Below are 15803 nucleotides of genomic sequence, written 5' to 3'. Positions count from 1 at the left end.
AGGTTACAAACCTCGCGCCGCGATTAAATCGCCCCTAGATTGAACAAATTTCAATCCACAAAGGTCAACACGCCCTAGGTTGACGTTATTTTATTGTGCCTAAGTTCTAATTCGACTGCATGGGTATTTAATAAAAAAGCCGCACGAGCGGCTTTTAATAAATGGTATGTATCAAATTATTCTGAACGACTGGTTACTTCAAGCAAATGATAACCAAATTGTGTTTGCACTGGGCCTTGTACTTCATTAATTGGTGCAGAAAATACCACTTTATCAAATTCTGGTACCATCATACCTGGACCAAATTCACCAAGGGCACCGCCGTCTTGGCCAGAAGGACAATTAGAATGTGCTTTTGCTAATTCAGCAAAAGCTTCACCTTGCTCAATTTTTTCTTTTAAGTCTAAACATTGTGCTTCACTGTCTACTAGGATGTGTCGTGCGCTTGCCACTGTCATAAATTCTCCGCTTATATTTGGTGTTTTTTTAACCTAATGAAATGTCATTCTAGTTAGTTTCAACTAATTGTACCAGTATAAACTTATTTCTCAGAAAGCACAGTTTCAATTGCTGATATCATCGGCTCTGAATTTGGTAACATTTTACTATTAAAACGCAATATTGTTTTACGATCCGCAGACACAAGATATTTATAAAAGTTCCAGTTAGGAGAACTGGTTTGTGCGTTTAAGTGCTTAAAAATTGGATTTGCGTTGCTGCCACGTACTTCACTGGTGGCAAACATAGGGAAAGTAACTCCGTAGTTTATAAAACAAACTTTAGCTGTGTCTTTTTCATCGTTTTCTTCTTGAAAAAAGTCATCAGAAGGAAACCCCAATACGACTAACCCTTGTTCTTTATATTGTTGGTATAGTGCTTCCATATCTTTAAACTGAGGTGTGAAGCCACAATTACTTGCTGTGTTTACTATTAATAGCGGTTTATTTTTGAATTGACATAAATTGATAGATTCTTCAGAGCGCAGTTTACGAATATCGACATTAGTAAAATCCGTGCAGGTTTGTTCTGGTTGCTCATTGCTATCGAAATTATTTTGAGCTTGCGCGGTAGCAGTTATAAATAAAATACTGAATCCTATAATTACTTTTTTTAACATAACGAACGCCTATATTTCCGATTGTTAGAGTTGATGATGATACGCTAATATAGAGAAAATTGATCAACCATGTAATGACTTATGACCACTCGTTTAGCAAATATTAATGATCTTAGCGACATTGTCGCCATTTATAACGAAACTATTGCTGGGCGGATGGTAACCGCCGATACAGAAAATGTAACTGTTGCAGAAAAGCGTGATTGGTTTAATAGTCATACCGCAGAACGGCCAATTTACGTTTACTGTGAAAACAACCAAGTATTGGCATGGTTAAGTTACAAATCATTTTACGGTCGTCCAGCCTACGATGGTACTGTTGAAATGAGTATTTACATTACCGCAAAAGCACAAGGTAAAGGGTTGGGTAAAAAATTAATGAATTTTGCACAAACCCAAGCTAAGCAATTAAATATTAAAGTATTACTGGGCTTCATTTTTAGCCATAACTTACCAAGTGTTAAACTATTTAAGCACTTTAATTTTGCAGTGTGGGGAGAGCTTCCTAATGTTGCCATTATGGATGGGAAGCTATACAGCTTAACGATTTTTGGAAAACATTTGCAATAACTCACACCACAATATAGTTATTTTTTTCTTGTAAATATATATGGGAAAATGTGCTAACTAATTATTTTAGACTACGCTATTTATATATTAAGTTAATTAACTGTAAGTGTAGCTTGATGATTCGGAAAATATTAATCGTAGATAGCAGCAGCGTAATCGCTATGCGCGTAAAGGTACTTTTAGAATTAATTGGCTGTGAAGTCGAATTAATTCATTTTTCTATGCTAAAAATGTATACCAATGTGAGTTGCTACGACTTAATTGTCATAGCACACGGCGTACCTGTCACTGCAATAACATGTTTAGTTGAAAAAGTACCGCAAGAGCGTTTTATGCTTCTTGCTCCAAAAGCTGAAAGTGGCCAGCAGCTTACTACATTTAGTGAGCTCAATCATGTTGTGCCTAATGCAACAGTGGTTTACCCGTTTTTTTCAAACAAAGAAATTACGTCTTTATTAGAAAGTCTGTTAGAAATAGGCTCAAATCATATACTTCAATTACCAACCATTTTATTAGTGGACCATATACCTGAACGTCTCGAAAATATGAAAAACAGCTTAGTGGGCGCGCACATAAGAACATATACAGCCACTAACTTTGAAGAAGCGTTGGAAGTCGTTACAAATAGGGATTTAGATATACTTATTAGTGATTTTAGTTTGGGCGATACAACGGGACTTGAAATTTTTTCTAAGTTAAAAGTTGAACACCCCCGTTGCCGTTGCTTACTCTTTACCTCTCGCTCAGATCAAGTTTCGATGATAGAAGCAATTCGTCAAGGCGTTGAAGATGTGTTAATTAAGCCACTTAATGATAATGTTCTTTTGCAGTCGGTACATAAATTATGGCAAACCGAGTTATTGCAAAGGCACAATACTGAGCTCGTCGAAAGGCTCCAAGATACAGTAGATGCGCTTATTGAAAAAGACAGCTTACTGCAAGTTATTTATAAAAACACACCTGATGCGATTATGCTGTTTGAGCGTGATGGTAACGTAATTGAAGCTAATAATTCGTGTTTAAAGTTATTTAATTTGACCTTTAATGAGCTTGAGAATAAGTCGGTTTTTAATTTTTTAGACTCAGACTCAAGCGCAATTATTAAAGATAAAATATCCACTTTGAACAGTAATCGGCAATTTAGTTGTGATCTATACTTATCAAAAACAGCGGGTGGGTGCATACCACTTGTGGGGTCATTTAATGAAATAGATCATCATGGTGAAATTGCACTTGCGGTAATATTTAAAAACGTCACACATTTAAAGCAAAAAGAAGAGCTGCTACTTGAAGCAAAAGATATTTTAGAAGAGCAAGTAAGGGCGCGTACTTCGCAGTTAGAGCATGCTAAAAATGTTGCTGAGGCCGCAAACTTAAGTAAATCAGAATTTTTAGCAAATATGTCACACGAACTACGCACCCCAATGCATTCAATATTAAGCTTTGCGCGTTTTGGTTTAAATAAACTAGAAGCAGGTGATCTAGCAAAAGAAAAACTTTTAAAATATTTATCTCGTATTGAAAGTAGTGGAGAGCGATTGCTTTCTTTGCTTAATAATTTGCTCGACTTATCTAAACTTGATGTAGGGAAATTTCCTTTTAATCCTCAGTCAAATAATTTAGCCAATATTATTAAAATGAGTATTGATGATGTTGCAGGTACTGCAATGGAAAAGGAAATTGAAATTGTATTTATAGCTCAGCCTACAGCCGTTATTGCGCAGTGTGACGAAGAGCAAATAAATCAATTATTACGAAATGTATTAGGTAACGCACTAAAGTTTAGCGATCGGAAAAGTAAAATAACTGTCAGCTTAGAGTCAGACAATGGGTTTGCCATAATAGAAGTTATTGATGATGGCGTTGGTATACCAGAGGATGAACTTGAATATATTTTTACTAAATTTGTACAAAGCAGTAAAACAAATAGTGGCGCAGGTGGGACTGGTTTGGGGCTTGCTTTATGTAGAGAGTTTGTGTCCTTGCACCAAGGCAATATCAGAGCTCTTAATAACGAAAATGGTGGAGCAACGATTTGTATACAAGTTCCACTGAAGATCAAGCAAGATAAACACTCCGCAAATGAAGAGTTAGCACAGCAAAGTAGCTGAAATTGCTTGGCAAACACAATAACGTTCTAGAATTTGAATGGATAAAATATTATGGCTTTAACTAAAATTCTTGCAGTTGACGACGAACCTTTTAACCTAGAGATAATTGAAGAAATTTTAGAGTCTCTTGATTTTGAATTAAAAGTTGCCACGAGCGGCCCTGAATGCTTGGACATGGTTGAAGAATATATGCCACAAGTTATTTTACTTGATGTGAGTATGCCACAAATGAATGGCTACGAAGTGTGTAAAAATCTAAAATCTAATCCAAATACGGCGCATATAATTGTTATGTTTGTATCTGCAAGGGGGACGGTTGAGGAGCGAATGGAAGGTTACTCTGTGGGCGCTGAGGATTATATAGTCAAGCCATTTGGGCATAATGAACTTAAGTCTAAATTAAATAATTTAAGCCAAGTTTTAAGGGAAAAAGAAAGCCTTGAGAAACAGGTTGAAGCGGCTACCTCAACAGCATTTAATGCAATGGCAAATAGTAGTGAAATGGGGCAAATAGTTAATTATGTTGAAAATATAGGTTTTATAAATGATCCTCAAACGCTTGGTAAGGCTCTTGTAAGCTGCCTACAGTCATTTGACCTGCAGAGTAATGTTGAATTTAGATATGGCAATAATATTGATCATTTTGCATTAAATGGAGTGTGCTCACCTATTGTTATTGAGTTATTTGAGATGCTTAAAAATAAAGGGCGATTACATGAGTTTTCACATCGAATTTTAGTGAATTATGAATTTATTAGTTTATTGATTTTAAATATGCCAGACCATGATCCCGATAAACATGGGCGTATTCGTGATCACGCTTGCTTTATTGTCAGTGTTACTGAGCAGCAATTGCGTGCGATATTAACTAAACAAATGCTTGAATCTCAGCAAGAAAAACTAAATTCGGTGGCAAGTGCCGTGCATAGTAAGTTTCATGGCTTAATTAGTTTGCTAAATGATAATCGTAAAAATAATGAAAAAGTGTTTAAACAGCTACAAGAAGATCTAGAAGTAAGGATCCCAACTATGGGGTTAGATGAAGATCAAGAAATATTCATCTATAAAAAAGTGGATGAAACAATTCAAAAATCAATTGCGAGGGAAGAGTCTGTTCAGCAAGTTAAAGCCGCTTTTGCCGAAATTGAGCAAGACCTGTCATTACTTTTGAAAAGCTAACTACTTCGCAATATAAAGGTTTACTCAAGTTATGTTATGCATCTCTGGGTAAGCCTTTTTCTACAATCCTGATCAATCTAGCCGTTTTACGAAGCGCAACTCGTTGTTTATCATTTTGTTGGGCTAGTGCCCATTCAATATGCTCTAAAACCAGCGCACTACAATGTTGGCCTTTATCTTCAAGAGCGTGAATAATAGCTGGGCTAAACTCAGCATTACCTAAACCCACTGCTATATTACGTAACCAACGTTCGTGGCCAATGCGACGGATAGGGCTACCTTCAGTATTTTTTAAAAATGTAGGCTCATCCCAAGCAAATAACTCAAGTAAGTCTTTATCTTTTAATTGTGTGCGAGGGTGAAAGTCATTTTCATCAGTAATTTGGCCATATCGATTCCAAGGGCATACTAACTGGCAATCATCGCAGCCATAAACACGATTACCTAATAGTGCTCTATATTGTTCTGGAATAGGCCCCTGAAGTTCTATTGTTAAATAGGATATACATTTGCGAGCATCTACTACATAAGGCTCTACAATCGCACCCGTAGGGCAAAGCGTTATACAGGCAACACATTTACCGCAACCCTCAAAGGTGTTTTCGGCGTCTATAGGTAATGGCAAATCAATAAATAGTTCGCCTAAAAAAAACCACGACCCTGCTTCTTGATTAATTAGTAAGGAGTTTTTACCACGCCAGCCTAAACCTGCTTTTTCAGCTAACTGACGTTCAAGTATAGGGGCTGAATCTACAAAAGGCCTAAAGCCATATTCGCCAATTTCTTGTTCTATTTTTTGGCCTAATTTTTTTAATCGATTGCGTATTAATTTATGGTAATCGCGACCCAGTGCATAACGGCTTATATAGGCTTTTTCTTTATTTTTTAATGTTTTTGCAAAGCCTGCATCGGGCGGAAGGTAATTCATTTTTACCGAAATAACGCGTTGAGTGCCAGGTACAAGTTCGGCTGGTCGAGCGCGCTTCATACCATGCGCTGCCATATAATCCATCGAACCATGAAAGCCTGCATCAAGCCAGCGCTGAAGTTGTACTTCGTGCTGGCTTAAATCAATATCAGTAATACCCACTTCACTGAAGCCAAGTTCTAACCCCCAAGCTTTTATTTGTAGGGCAATTTTTTTATAGTCTGGGGTCGGGTTGCTCACACACATCACACACTTAAATAAATAGCGGCGTAATTTAGCATATTTACTCGGGCGTGTTTATCTTTGTAGATTAAAAGTAGTTCAACCTCTAAAGAAAAACACGTTTTCATAAGTCACCGATTGTTAAAGCACAAACCGTTTTAATTGTTGTTGAGTGTGTAAGCTTAGTTGTTGGGATTGCTCACTATCTGCCGATGCGGTGTCTATTAGCTGTTTAGCATGTTCACCAAGCTCCACAATTTGCTCAACAGATTGGTGAGTTTGATTTTGTGTTTGCTCAAGTAAATGTACAGCGCTGGCTATTTGCTGTAATTGTTGCTGATTATGCTCAAACTCATTGAGCATTTTACCAAACCCATCAGACGTTGCGCTTATTGAACTTTGCGCACTGTTGGAGTGAGTAATTAATTGCTCTGACTCTTTATTTGTTTCGTTTACTAGCTCATTCATTTGAGTAATAAAATCGCTAATTTGCCTTGTTGCGCCACTTACTTTTATAGAAAGTGTGCGTACTTCATCGGCTACAACAGCAAAGCCTCTTCCAGCTTCGCCGGCTCTTGCTGCTTCTATAGCCGCGTTTAATGCTAATAAGTTGGTTTGATCTGAAAACTCTTCAACCATCTTCAAAATACTGCGAATGTTTTCGCTATTTTCTTTTAAACCCGCGATCGTATTTGAAAAATTTCCCAGCATATTGGTAATTAATTTAACTTGCTCAACAAGTGTTGAAAGCTCCTTCGCTGATAGTTTTACAAACGCTAAATGTTCATTATTAACATTGTGTACACTGTCGGTATTACTCACGATATTTTGTAAGCTTTGAGTTATTTGCATACTAGCGTCAATAATACTGCGACTTAAATGTATTTGTTGCTCGCTTGAGTGCTGTGTATTTTGCATTGATTCGCTAACCGCTTTATTACTATCAGCACTTGCTTCAGCGCTGCAATAAGTTGTATTTAGCAACTCGCTTAAATGAGTAGTAAATGCATTGTATTGCGTGCTTAAATCTCTAAATTCGTCATATGAAAAATGAGGTAGCTTAGCGGCTAAATTACCATCTTGTTGATTGATTTTTATAAGCGTATTACGCATAGCAGTAATAGGGCGAACGATTAAAAAACGCATATAAAAAAGCGTAAATACAAAGCCTGTAACAATTACCAGCGTGAGTAACCAAAACACCCCTGTATTTTGCTGCTGCTCGCTTAAACTTTGGTATAGCCAAAATAGCGTAATAGCTTGAAATAAAAATACAAAACTTAAATTACCTATAATTTTACGAGTTAACGTAAAAAAGAAGGTTTGCTCAATGTAGTTATAAATTTTCATAAAACCGCTCATTTCCATAAACCTTTGTGATTTTAATTTAGTAATAAATCATAAGTAAGGCAGTTAGCTTGTTTGTAACGATAACAGGTAAGCTTTAGTTTGCGTAGGGTAGTTTGTAAAAATCCCATCTATGCCGTAATCAAGCATTAGCGCTATATCTTGTTCTTTATCGACCGTATAAGCATAAATCTTTAGCCCTCTTTTTTTTGCATCGTCAGTAAACGCTTTATTTACAAAGCTTTTGTCCACATGAACACTATAGGCATTTAGGTCTTCAGCAAATTTAGCATAGTTGATAGGAATCGAAGACGTGAGTGCGCCTATTTTCAACCACGGTAAACGCCCCTTAAGCCAGAGTAATTGATGGTGATCAAATGACGATACTAAAACATTAGCACATGATATTTTTCTCGCACTTATGTTGTTTTCAAGTTGAGTGGCAAATTTCTCAAGTTCAAAAGCATGTTTTAGTTCAAGGTTGAGTAATGTTTTGTTGTTATTCCAATCGAATAGTTGTTGTAGTGTTGGTATTACTTCACCATTACCCGCATTTAATTTAGTTAATTCAGAGACGTGAAACTCATTTACTTTGCCTGTGCCATTTGTAGTTCTATCTAGCCATGAGTCGTGAATTAACATGTAATCATCAATGGCGCTTTGTATGTCTACTTCAATGCCATCTACGCCTATTTTTAATGCTTCCAAAATAGCGCTTTTAGTATTTTCAGGAAAATGCCCGCTTGCGCCTCTGTGTGCAAATATTTTCATTGTCGTCCTTTTCGTGTAATTGACCAAGTTTCAAAACAGGCCGCACTAACAATTAATACGCCACCAACAAGCGTCATTATTGACGGGCGTTCATGGATGATAATTATAGCTAATAGTGTGCCGTAAAGAGGTTGAAGGCAAGAAATTAACCCCGCAGTAGCGGCAGATAAATGCTTTAAACTGGCTGCAAATAATGAATGGGGTGTTGCTGTAAATATAACTCCGGCAATTAAAATTAATAATAAGTCATGGCTACTTACTTCATATACCGGTACTTCAATAAAAGCACATAACATAAGGCTGGCCACTAAAGTTTGATAAAACATCGTTTGTGGGCCGCCATATTGGCTAAAATAACGTTTATGGGTAATATTTCTTATTGAAAAAAATAGCGCCGAGACCACGCCAGTTATTACTCCGAGGGTGACATCATCACCTAAATTTGCCGTAGGCACGAGTAGGTAAATACCTAATATAACGACTGCGGCACTAATCACATCTTTAGTTTTAGGTTTACTTTTATTTACTAAAGGTTCTAAAAACACCGTAATAACTGGGTAACTAAAAAATGCGAGCATACCAATTGTTATCCCCGCCATTTGCATGCCAGCAAAGTAAGTCACCCAATGTATACCAACAGCCGCACCGAGTAATATCGCAATTAAATAATCTTTAGGCTTATTAAGTTTAATCTGTTTTTTTTGCACATTAAGTAAAATGTAAATGGCAATGCCAGCAATTGCTGCTCTATAAACGGTTATATCAAGCGCATTTAAACCAATCAGTTTTGCAAACAGAGCCGTTCCGCCAAAAAGTAATACCGCAATATGTAAGTAAAGTAAGCTTTGTTGTTGAGGTTGCATTTAGATTCCTTGTCGTGCTTTTTTAGCATATTAACATCGCTTAAAAATTCTTAAGATGAATTTTTTAACATCTGACAAATGTCAGTAATGTTGGTGACAATCCACACTCATATTACTTATATATGTTGTCATAATTGCCCTACTTAAAAGAAGGGAATTAAAATATGAGTACATTTATTTTATTCAGTTTATCTATTAGCGATTTTTTAGAGTCGCTTAGTTTTACTATTACCTATGTCGATTGCTTTATGTTTGTGTGTGTTTTTGTGTTATTTATCTTTATTAATAAAAATAATATGCCTGAGGTATTAGTATGAGCTCACTTAACACTTACTCTCAACAAAGCGATAAAGATTTTTGGAAATATGGACATTTAATTTTTACCGGCTTTTATTTACTCCCACTAATAATTAATTTTGCGAGCTTTACGGCTAACCAAATAACTATGTCTTTAGCCTTCTATATTGCTTTTATTCTTTTGTATGTAAAAGCAATAAACTGCAAAAGTACAGGTGTAACTAAGTTGTTTGTAGCTATGCTATTAATTTGTTTCTGGGCTACTTTTTATAACTCAGGCACGCCTACCTTATTTGGTTTTGTCGCCTATGTAGCCGGTTACACATACAGTAAACTGCAAAGATTCTATGCCGCATTAGCGATAATTCTAACTGTTTTATTAAGTGCATATATTGGTGATATAGGAAAAGTTGAGTACTTTTTAGCTGTGGCTTTGATTCTATGTGCCGCCTTATTTAGTTACGGTATTGCAGCTAAAAGAGAGAGCCGTTACAAAAAGCGTGAGCAGGAAAGTGCTAACCAATTAGAGCAGTTAGCAGCTATTGCTGAGCGCGAACGGATAGCTCGCGACTTGCACGATATTTTAGGTCACTCACTGTCATCTATTGCTTTAAAGGCTGAGCTTGCTAATAAATTAAACCAAGGTGAGCGTTACGCTCAAGCAAATAGCGAGATTGCACAAGTGGCAGATCTAGCAAGGCAATTACTTAGTGACGTAAGAAGCGCCGTAAGTGATTTAAAACAGCTTAATCTTGTCAGCCAAGTAGCACAGCTAAAACAACGATTAATAGAGCAAGACTTTAATGTTACATTTAATGTGGTTTTAAATACTTTACCCTTTAAAGTCGAGGGGTTCGCTGGTCTTATAATTAAAGAGGCAGTTACAAATCTATTGCGCCATAGCAGCACAAAAATCTGTGAAATAAATATAGAGCAAACACCGGAGCAATTACTCATAACCGTTATTGACCATGCTCCATGCAGCGCATTGAATTCGGGCAATGGCCTCAGTGGTATTAAAGAGCGAGCAGAACAATTAAATGGCAGTGCTTCATTTACCTGTGGCGATACCTTTACTTTAAATGTAATGCTGCCAATTACGGCTAAGGATTTACAATGATCAAAGTATATTTAGTGGAAGATCAGGCGCTTGTTCGTGATGCAATTGCTGCACTGTTGAGCCTTGATTTTAATATAGAGGTTATTGGGCAAGCAAGTAACGGCCAAGATGCACTCAATGCAATTAAGATGCTTGATAGTGATTTACATCCAGATGTAATTTTAACTGATATAGAAATGCCAAACATGAATGGGATAGAGCTTAGCGAGCAAATTGCAGCCAAATATCCAAAAATAAAAATGGTTATTATGACTACGTTTTCTCGCGCTGGTTATATAAGGCGTTCGATTGCCGCAGGGGCTAAAGGCTTTATTTTAAAAGAAGCACCAAGTGAAGAATTAATAAATGCCCTTAAAAAAGTAATGCAAGGTCAAAAAGTAATAGACCCAGAGCTTGCTATTAATGCATTAGATGACTCGGACCCGCTGACCGATAAAGAGCGTAAAGCGCTAAAACTCGCAAGCGATGGCCTTAAAACCAGCGAAATAGCCAAACAGCTATTTATCAGCGAGGGCACCACACGTAATTATCTCTCAGATGCTATCGCAAAGCTTAATGCCACAAATCGAATAGATGCAGCACGTATAGCTAAACAAAAGGGATGGCTATAGATTTAAAACAAAGCATAAAACACGTGAATGCGTTTGTGCTCGTTCGAGAATAAAATAGTGGGTTTATAAGTTATAAGTAAAGTATTACTATGTTACCAATAACTATAAAAGTAACGAACAGCGCTTAAAATCAACTTAAAAAGCGTTAAAAGAGAGTTTAATGGCTAATCTAATAGAACTAACAACTAAAAACAACACCGCTATACTCACCATGAATACCGCTGAAAACCGTCACAATCCAGCGTTTTTGGCTGAGTTTAATTTACACCTTGACCACATTGAAGCTGATCAAAATATTAAGTCAGTTATTTTAACGTCTTCGAGTGACAAAAATTGGTCATTAGGTATCGACCTCGAGTGGATGTCTAACCCGAGCATTTTACCTGCAGCAATTTCCGATTTTATGGTGCAAATAGGCGACTTATTCAAGCGCATAGTTACTTTTCCTATGCCTATTATTGCTGCGTTAAACGGGCATACCTATGGTAATGGTTCTGTGCTTGCGTGTGCGTGCGATTTTAGATTTATGAAATCAGATAAAGGTTTTTTTTGTTTCCCTGAAGTGGATGTAATGGTGCCGTTTGTACCCTCAATGTTTCCTATAATTAATAAAGCAATTTCGCAAACATTTTTTAATCGTTTAGCTATGTCGGGTGAGCGAGTCGGCGCTCTGCAGCTACTAGACAACAAAGTAGTTGAAGCGGTGTTTACAAATAATGACGAACTACAAGCTGGCGTGCTTGAATTTGCAGAGCCGTTTAATAAAAATCGCTGGATCTATAAACAAAATAAAACACAAATGAACAAACAAATTTTACTAACAATGAAAGAAGAAGACCCAAGTTTTATTGATAATATAAGTAAAGTACTTTGGAAAAACTTACAAAAGAAATAGTATAAATAAGTGTATAGCGCGAAAGAGCTTTAAGATTGCTACGATATGACTTAACACTTTGCAATTAAGGACTCGTTAAGGCCCATTGCGCTAGATTTTCAGAGCAAACAGCAAGGTAAAAATGCTTTCTTAAAAGTTTAACAGCTTTTACCTGTCTCATTTTAACTATATGGGTTAAAATACCTACATAACCAACTAACAAGATAGTGAATGTCAAACCAAGATCCAAATCTCAGTCGAGAACAAGAAAAGTACGAAAACCCAGTCCCTAGCCGTGAGTTTATACTTACTCACCTTCAAGAGCGTTCAAAGCCTGCTAACTACGCGCAATTATGTGAAGAACTAGCAGTAAATGATGACGAGCGCCAAATAGCATTTAAACGCCGCCTTCGCGCTATGGAGCGTGACGGACAGCTGTATTTCAATAAATTTAAATGCTACGCCCTGATTGACGAAGCCGGTTTAACTAAAGGCAAAGTAATAGGCCACAGAGACGGTTTTGGCTTTTTAGAAGTTGAAGGCGAGAGTAAAGATTGGTTTATTGCTAAGCATCAAATGAACATGGTGCTACATGGCGACATTGTACTTGCTAAAGGCACCAAACGTGGCTCAGGTTCAAAATGCGATGCACGTATTATAAAAGTTCTTACAAATGAGCGTGCGCCAGTTGTTGGCCGTTATTTTGTTGAGCACGGTATTGCTGTTGTAGTCGCTGAAGACCCGCGCATAACGCAAGATATAATGATTTTACCAGGCAACGAAAACGGTGCCCGCCATAACCAAATGGTGCAGGTTAAAATTACGCAAAATCCGAGTCGCAACATGAATGCGGTAGGTAAAGTTGTTGATGTACTGGGTGAGCATTTAGCCCCAGGTATGGAAATTGAAGTTGCGTTGCGTAATCACGATATTCCACACGTATGGCCAGAAGAAGTTGAAGCACAAGTTGCTCACCTAGGTGAGTTTGTTGAAGAGGCTGACAAACAAGGCCGTGTAGATTTACGTGATTTACCACTTGTAACCATTGATGGCGAAGACGCTCGCGATTTTGATGACGCCGTATATTGCGAACCTAAAAAATCAGGTGGCTGGCGCTTATGGGTTGCTATTGCCGATGTATCGCATTATGTAGGAATGAACACGCCGCTTAACAAAGAAGCAATTTTACGTGGTAACTCAGTGTATTTTCCTGAGCAAGTAATTCCGATGCTACCAAAAGTGCTTTCTAACGGGTTATGTTCGCTTAATCCAAAAGTAGATCGCTTATGTATGGTTGCCGAAATGACCGTATCGAGCGCAGGCAAACTTTCGGGTTATAAGTTTTACGAAGCGATAATGAACTCGCATGCACGTTTAACTTACACCAAAGTAAATGCTATTTTACAAAACGACGAAAAACTACGCGAAGAATACTCAGCTGTCGTGCCACATTTAACTGACTTACAGCAAATGTACATGGCACTTAAAGCAGCACGCCAAGACCGTGGTGCCATTGAGTTTGAAACCCTAGAAACACGTTTTGTATTTAACGCTCAGCGTAAAATAGAATCAATAGTGCCTGTTATTCGTAACGACGCGCACAAACTCATTGAAGAATGTATGATTTTAGCCAACGTATCGGCGGCTAAAATTCTTGAAAAGCACGAAGCAAGCGCGCTTTATCGTGTGCATGACGAACCCGACAGCGAAAAACTAGGTAACTTTACTAAGTTCTTAGGCGAGTTAGGTATCGAAAGCACTTTGAGCGACGAGCCAACGCCAAAAGAAATAACCCAAGTACTAGCGCGACTAGGCGACCGCCCAGAAGCCGAGCTTATTCAAACTATGCTACTGCGTTCAATGAAACAAGCGGTATATCAGCCAGATAACATTGGTCACTTTGGATTAGCGTTATCGGCTTACGCGCATTTTACATCGCCAATACGTCGCTACCCAGATTTAGTGGTGCATCGTGCTATTAAAGCAGTTATAAAAGCACAAGGTCAGCAAACGTCTGGCGAATACGCGTATACCGACGATGAAGTTGATCAACTCGGTGAGCAATGTTCTACCACAGAGCGCCGCGCCGACGATGCAACTCGTGAAGTAGCTGATTGGCTTAAATGTGAGTTTATGCAAGATCACGTAGGTGACGAGTTTAACGGTGTTATTTCATCGGTCACTAACTTTGGTTTGTTTATTCGTTTAGACGATTTACAAATTGACGGATTGATCCATGTTACTAATTTAGGTGACGAATTTTTTGCACACGATGTTGCAAAACATTGCTTGATTGGTGAGCACACCAATACTGTATATCGTCTTGGCGACAAAGTCACTGTACAGGTTGCGTCGGTTAGCTTAGACGATCGCCGTATAAACTTAACGCTTAAAGGCGATGTAGCACAAGACAGATACTCTCGTCGTCGTGCACCAAAAGGCGCAGGAAAATCTGAGCATGCGCCAGCAAGTGTTCGCTCGCAATTAAAAGCAGGCAAAGTTCCGGGTAAAAAATCGCACAGCGATGACAAACCAAAAGGCAAAAAAAAGCCAGCGAACAAAGATAAAGGTAAGCCTGCAAATAAGTCTGCAACTAAACCCGCAGATAAAAAAGCAGCAGACACTGCCGTAAAGAAAAAACCGAAGAAGAAGGCCGTTAAAAAGCCTAAAAGACCAGGCAAAAATGCCCGTAAACGTACTATCCCAGGAGCAGACAATACGTGAGTAATGAATTAATTTTTGGCTTTCATTCTGTTGAAGCAATTTTAGAAAGCGAACCAGAGCGCTTTGTAGAAATTTACGCCCTTAAAGGCCGTGACGACAAACGCTCAACTCCGATTATTGATGAAGCACGTAAATTTGGTATTTCAGTACAGTTTATGCAGCGCAAAGCCCTTGATAGCAAATCAAAGGGTGAGCAGCATCAAGGTATTATTGCCAACGTAAAAGCAGCGCCAACGTTTAACGAAAAAGATCTTGATGCGATCATCGCTCGTGAAGACACACCGTTTTTACTTGTGCTTGATGGCATTACCGATCCGCATAACTTAGGCGCATGCCTACGAAGTGCAGATGCTGCGGGTGTTCACGCTATCATTGTACCTAAAGATCGTTCTGCTAAGCTTAACGGTACAGCACGTAAAGTAGCTTGTGGTGCAGCCGAAACAGTGCCGCTTATTCAAGTTACTAACCTTGCGCGTACGCTTCGCGAAATTAAAGATGCAGGCGTATGGGTTGTAGGCACTGCTGGTGAAACTGATAACCACGTATTTGATGCAAGCTTAACGGGCCCAATGGCGATTGTTATGGGCGCAGAAGGCGAGGGCATGCGCCGCTTAACGCGTGAGCATTGCGATATGCTCGTTAAAATCCCAATGGCGGGTACTGTTTCAAGCTTAAACGTATCGGTAGCCACGGGTATTTGTTTGTTTGAAGTTTTACGCCAACGTAACGCAAATAACTAATACCTAATAAATAATACCTAATTTAAATTAAGTATTAAAAAAGCCGAGATTGAAATTCAATCTCGGCTTTTTTGTATCTGTAATTTACGCTTTAACTTTACACCAATTGATGCTCTATTATAGCGATAGGAAAATAGCTCTATAGCAAGGCAAAAATAACGAAATATAATTGTTCTTATATCAGTTATTTTTAACACAGCTAGTGAACCATTTCTCCTATACAAAGCGCAGGTAAACGGTTTAATAACAAGGCAATAATTTAGATGTGTAGTGTTCTTACATAAAAAATTATTAACGCTGTTAGTGAACCGTTTATCATAAATAATGCT

Annotated in this window: 15 protein-coding genes; 9 read left to right on the top strand and 6 right to left on the bottom strand. The window is 38.0% G+C overall.

All coding sequences use genetic code 11. The features are described 5' to 3' along the window. Positions 1 to 176: 176 nt before the first annotated feature. Together CWB66_RS15755 and CWB66_RS15750 are read right to left on the bottom strand one after the other, a co-directional pair. On the bottom strand, positions 177 to 458 hold the full coding sequence (locus tag CWB66_RS15755) for a peptidylprolyl isomerase (protein ID WP_077535960.1): 282 nt from the start codon (positions 456 to 458) through the stop codon (positions 177 to 179). Between the two features lie 83 nt (positions 459 to 541). Continuing rightward, positions 542 to 1117 carry a glutathione peroxidase gene (locus tag CWB66_RS15750; RefSeq protein ID WP_138586086.1) on the bottom strand — a complete coding sequence of 192 codons (576 nt, stop codon included), beginning with the start codon at positions 1115 to 1117 and terminating at the stop codon, positions 542 to 544. 81 nt (positions 1118 to 1198) lie between these two features. On the opposite strand from CWB66_RS15750, the gene CWB66_RS15745 reads away from it, so the two are divergent. The 3 genes from CWB66_RS15745 to CWB66_RS15735 all read left to right on the top strand — a co-directional run bounded on the left by CWB66_RS15745 (position 1199) and on the right by CWB66_RS15735 (position 4977). Beyond that, the gene (locus CWB66_RS15745) at positions 1199 to 1687 is read left to right on the top strand and encodes a GNAT family N-acetyltransferase (RefSeq protein ID WP_077535958.1); all 489 of its coding nucleotides are present in this window, start codon (positions 1199 to 1201) and stop codon (positions 1685 to 1687) included. Between the two features lie 116 nt (positions 1688 to 1803). Next, positions 1804 to 3798 carry a sensor histidine kinase gene (locus CWB66_RS15740; protein ID WP_138586085.1) on the top strand — a complete coding sequence of 665 codons (1995 nt, stop codon included), beginning with the start codon at positions 1804 to 1806 and terminating at the stop codon, positions 3796 to 3798. Between the two features lie 51 nt (positions 3799 to 3849). Further along, a complete protein-coding gene (locus CWB66_RS15735) occupies positions 3850 to 4977 on the top strand; it encodes a response regulator (RefSeq protein WP_138586084.1) in 1128 nt (375 codons plus the stop codon). 34 nt (positions 4978 to 5011) lie between these two features. Here the strand turns inward: CWB66_RS15735 and queG are convergent, their stop codons facing one another. The 4 genes from queG to CWB66_RS15715 form a co-directional block, all read right to left on the bottom strand. Next, complete coding sequence (gene queG, locus CWB66_RS15730) at positions 5012 to 6151, bottom strand: tRNA epoxyqueuosine(34) reductase QueG (protein WP_502705299.1); 1140 nt, start codon at positions 6149 to 6151, stop codon at positions 5012 to 5014. Between the two features lie 117 nt (positions 6152 to 6268). Then, positions 6269 to 7489: a methyl-accepting chemotaxis protein gene (locus tag CWB66_RS15725; RefSeq protein ID WP_138586082.1), complete on the bottom strand. Its 1221-nt coding sequence runs from the start codon at positions 7487 to 7489 to the stop codon at positions 6269 to 6271. Positions 7490 to 7540: 51 nt separating this feature from the next. Beyond that, complete coding sequence (locus tag CWB66_RS15720; protein WP_138586081.1) at positions 7541 to 8245, bottom strand: glycerophosphodiester phosphodiesterase; 705 nt, start codon at positions 8243 to 8245, stop codon at positions 7541 to 7543. After that, the gene (locus tag CWB66_RS15715; protein ID WP_138586080.1) at positions 8242 to 9108 is read right to left on the bottom strand and encodes a DMT family transporter; all 867 of its coding nucleotides are present in this window, start codon (positions 9106 to 9108) and stop codon (positions 8242 to 8244) included. The genes CWB66_RS15720 and CWB66_RS15715 overlap by 4 nt, the downstream gene beginning before the upstream one ends. Positions 9109 to 9272: 164 nt before the next feature. Here CWB66_RS15715 and CWB66_RS22295 point away from each other — a divergent pair, with 164 nt between their 5' ends. The 6 genes from CWB66_RS22295 to rlmB all read left to right on the top strand — a co-directional run bounded on the left by CWB66_RS22295 (position 9273) and on the right by rlmB (position 15474). Further along, on the top strand, positions 9273 to 9425 hold the full coding sequence (locus tag CWB66_RS22295) for a hypothetical protein (RefSeq protein WP_171037519.1): 153 nt from the start codon (positions 9273 to 9275) through the stop codon (positions 9423 to 9425). Next, entirely contained in the window at positions 9422 to 10525 is a 1104-nt protein-coding gene (locus CWB66_RS15710) for a sensor histidine kinase (RefSeq protein ID WP_138586079.1), read from the top strand. Before CWB66_RS22295 ends, CWB66_RS15710 begins: the two co-directional genes overlap by 4 nt. Next, positions 10522 to 11136: a response regulator transcription factor gene (locus CWB66_RS15705; RefSeq protein WP_077535951.1), complete on the top strand. Its 615-nt coding sequence runs from the start codon at positions 10522 to 10524 to the stop codon at positions 11134 to 11136. The genes CWB66_RS15710 and CWB66_RS15705 overlap by 4 nt, the downstream gene beginning before the upstream one ends. A 160-nt stretch (positions 11137 to 11296) precedes the next feature. Beyond that, on the top strand, positions 11297 to 12031 hold the full coding sequence (locus tag CWB66_RS15700) for an enoyl-CoA hydratase/isomerase family protein (protein WP_138586078.1): 735 nt from the start codon (positions 11297 to 11299) through the stop codon (positions 12029 to 12031). Between the two features lie 210 nt (positions 12032 to 12241). Then, the gene (rnr, locus tag CWB66_RS15695; RefSeq protein ID WP_138586077.1) at positions 12242 to 14734 is read left to right on the top strand and encodes a ribonuclease R; all 2493 of its coding nucleotides are present in this window, start codon (positions 12242 to 12244) and stop codon (positions 14732 to 14734) included. After that, the gene (gene rlmB / locus CWB66_RS15690) at positions 14731 to 15474 is read left to right on the top strand and encodes a 23S rRNA (guanosine(2251)-2'-O)-methyltransferase RlmB (RefSeq protein ID WP_007378377.1); all 744 of its coding nucleotides are present in this window, start codon (positions 14731 to 14733) and stop codon (positions 15472 to 15474) included. The genes rnr and rlmB overlap by 4 nt, the downstream gene beginning before the upstream one ends. Positions 15475 to 15803 lie beyond the last annotated feature (329 nt).

Origin of the sequence: Pseudoalteromonas sp. S558, from assembly GCF_005886635.1 — a bacterium.
Taxonomy (GTDB): domain Bacteria; phylum Pseudomonadota; class Gammaproteobacteria; order Enterobacterales; family Alteromonadaceae; genus Pseudoalteromonas; species Pseudoalteromonas aliena.
Note: the sequence above shows the minus strand (reverse complement) of the source record. Positions and strands in the feature narration are given on the sequence as shown.

Coding starts and splice junctions, on each gene's coding strand:
- CWB66_RS15755 (WP_077535960.1), bottom strand. CDS start 458: ATGACAGTGGCAAGCGCACGACACATCCTAGTAGACAGTGAAGCACAA.
- CWB66_RS15750 (WP_138586086.1), bottom strand. CDS start 1,117: ATGTTAAAAAAAGTAATTATAGGATTCAGTATTTTATTTATAACTGCT.
- CWB66_RS15745 (WP_077535958.1), top strand. CDS start 1,199: ATGACCACTCGTTTAGCAAATATTAATGATCTTAGCGACATTGTCGCC.
- CWB66_RS15740 (WP_138586085.1), top strand. CDS start 1,804: ATGATTCGGAAAATATTAATCGTAGATAGCAGCAGCGTAATCGCTATG.
- CWB66_RS15735 (WP_138586084.1), top strand. CDS start 3,850: ATGGCTTTAACTAAAATTCTTGCAGTTGACGACGAACCTTTTAACCTA.
- queG (WP_502705299.1), bottom strand. CDS start 6,151: ATGTGTGTGAGCAACCCGACCCCAGACTATAAAAAAATTGCCCTACAA.
- CWB66_RS15725 (WP_138586082.1), bottom strand. CDS start 7,489: ATGAGCGGTTTTATGAAAATTTATAACTACATTGAGCAAACCTTCTTT.
- CWB66_RS15720 (WP_138586081.1), bottom strand. CDS start 8,245: ATGAAAATATTTGCACACAGAGGCGCAAGCGGGCATTTTCCTGAAAAT.
- CWB66_RS15715 (WP_138586080.1), bottom strand. CDS start 9,108: ATGCAACCTCAACAACAAAGCTTACTTTACTTACATATTGCGGTATTA.
- CWB66_RS22295 (WP_171037519.1), top strand. CDS start 9,273: ATGAGTACATTTATTTTATTCAGTTTATCTATTAGCGATTTTTTAGAG.
- CWB66_RS15710 (WP_138586079.1), top strand. CDS start 9,422: ATGAGCTCACTTAACACTTACTCTCAACAAAGCGATAAAGATTTTTGG.
- CWB66_RS15705 (WP_077535951.1), top strand. CDS start 10,522: ATGATCAAAGTATATTTAGTGGAAGATCAGGCGCTTGTTCGTGATGCA.
- CWB66_RS15700 (WP_138586078.1), top strand. CDS start 11,297: ATGGCTAATCTAATAGAACTAACAACTAAAAACAACACCGCTATACTC.
- rnr (WP_138586077.1), top strand. CDS start 12,242: ATGTCAAACCAAGATCCAAATCTCAGTCGAGAACAAGAAAAGTACGAA.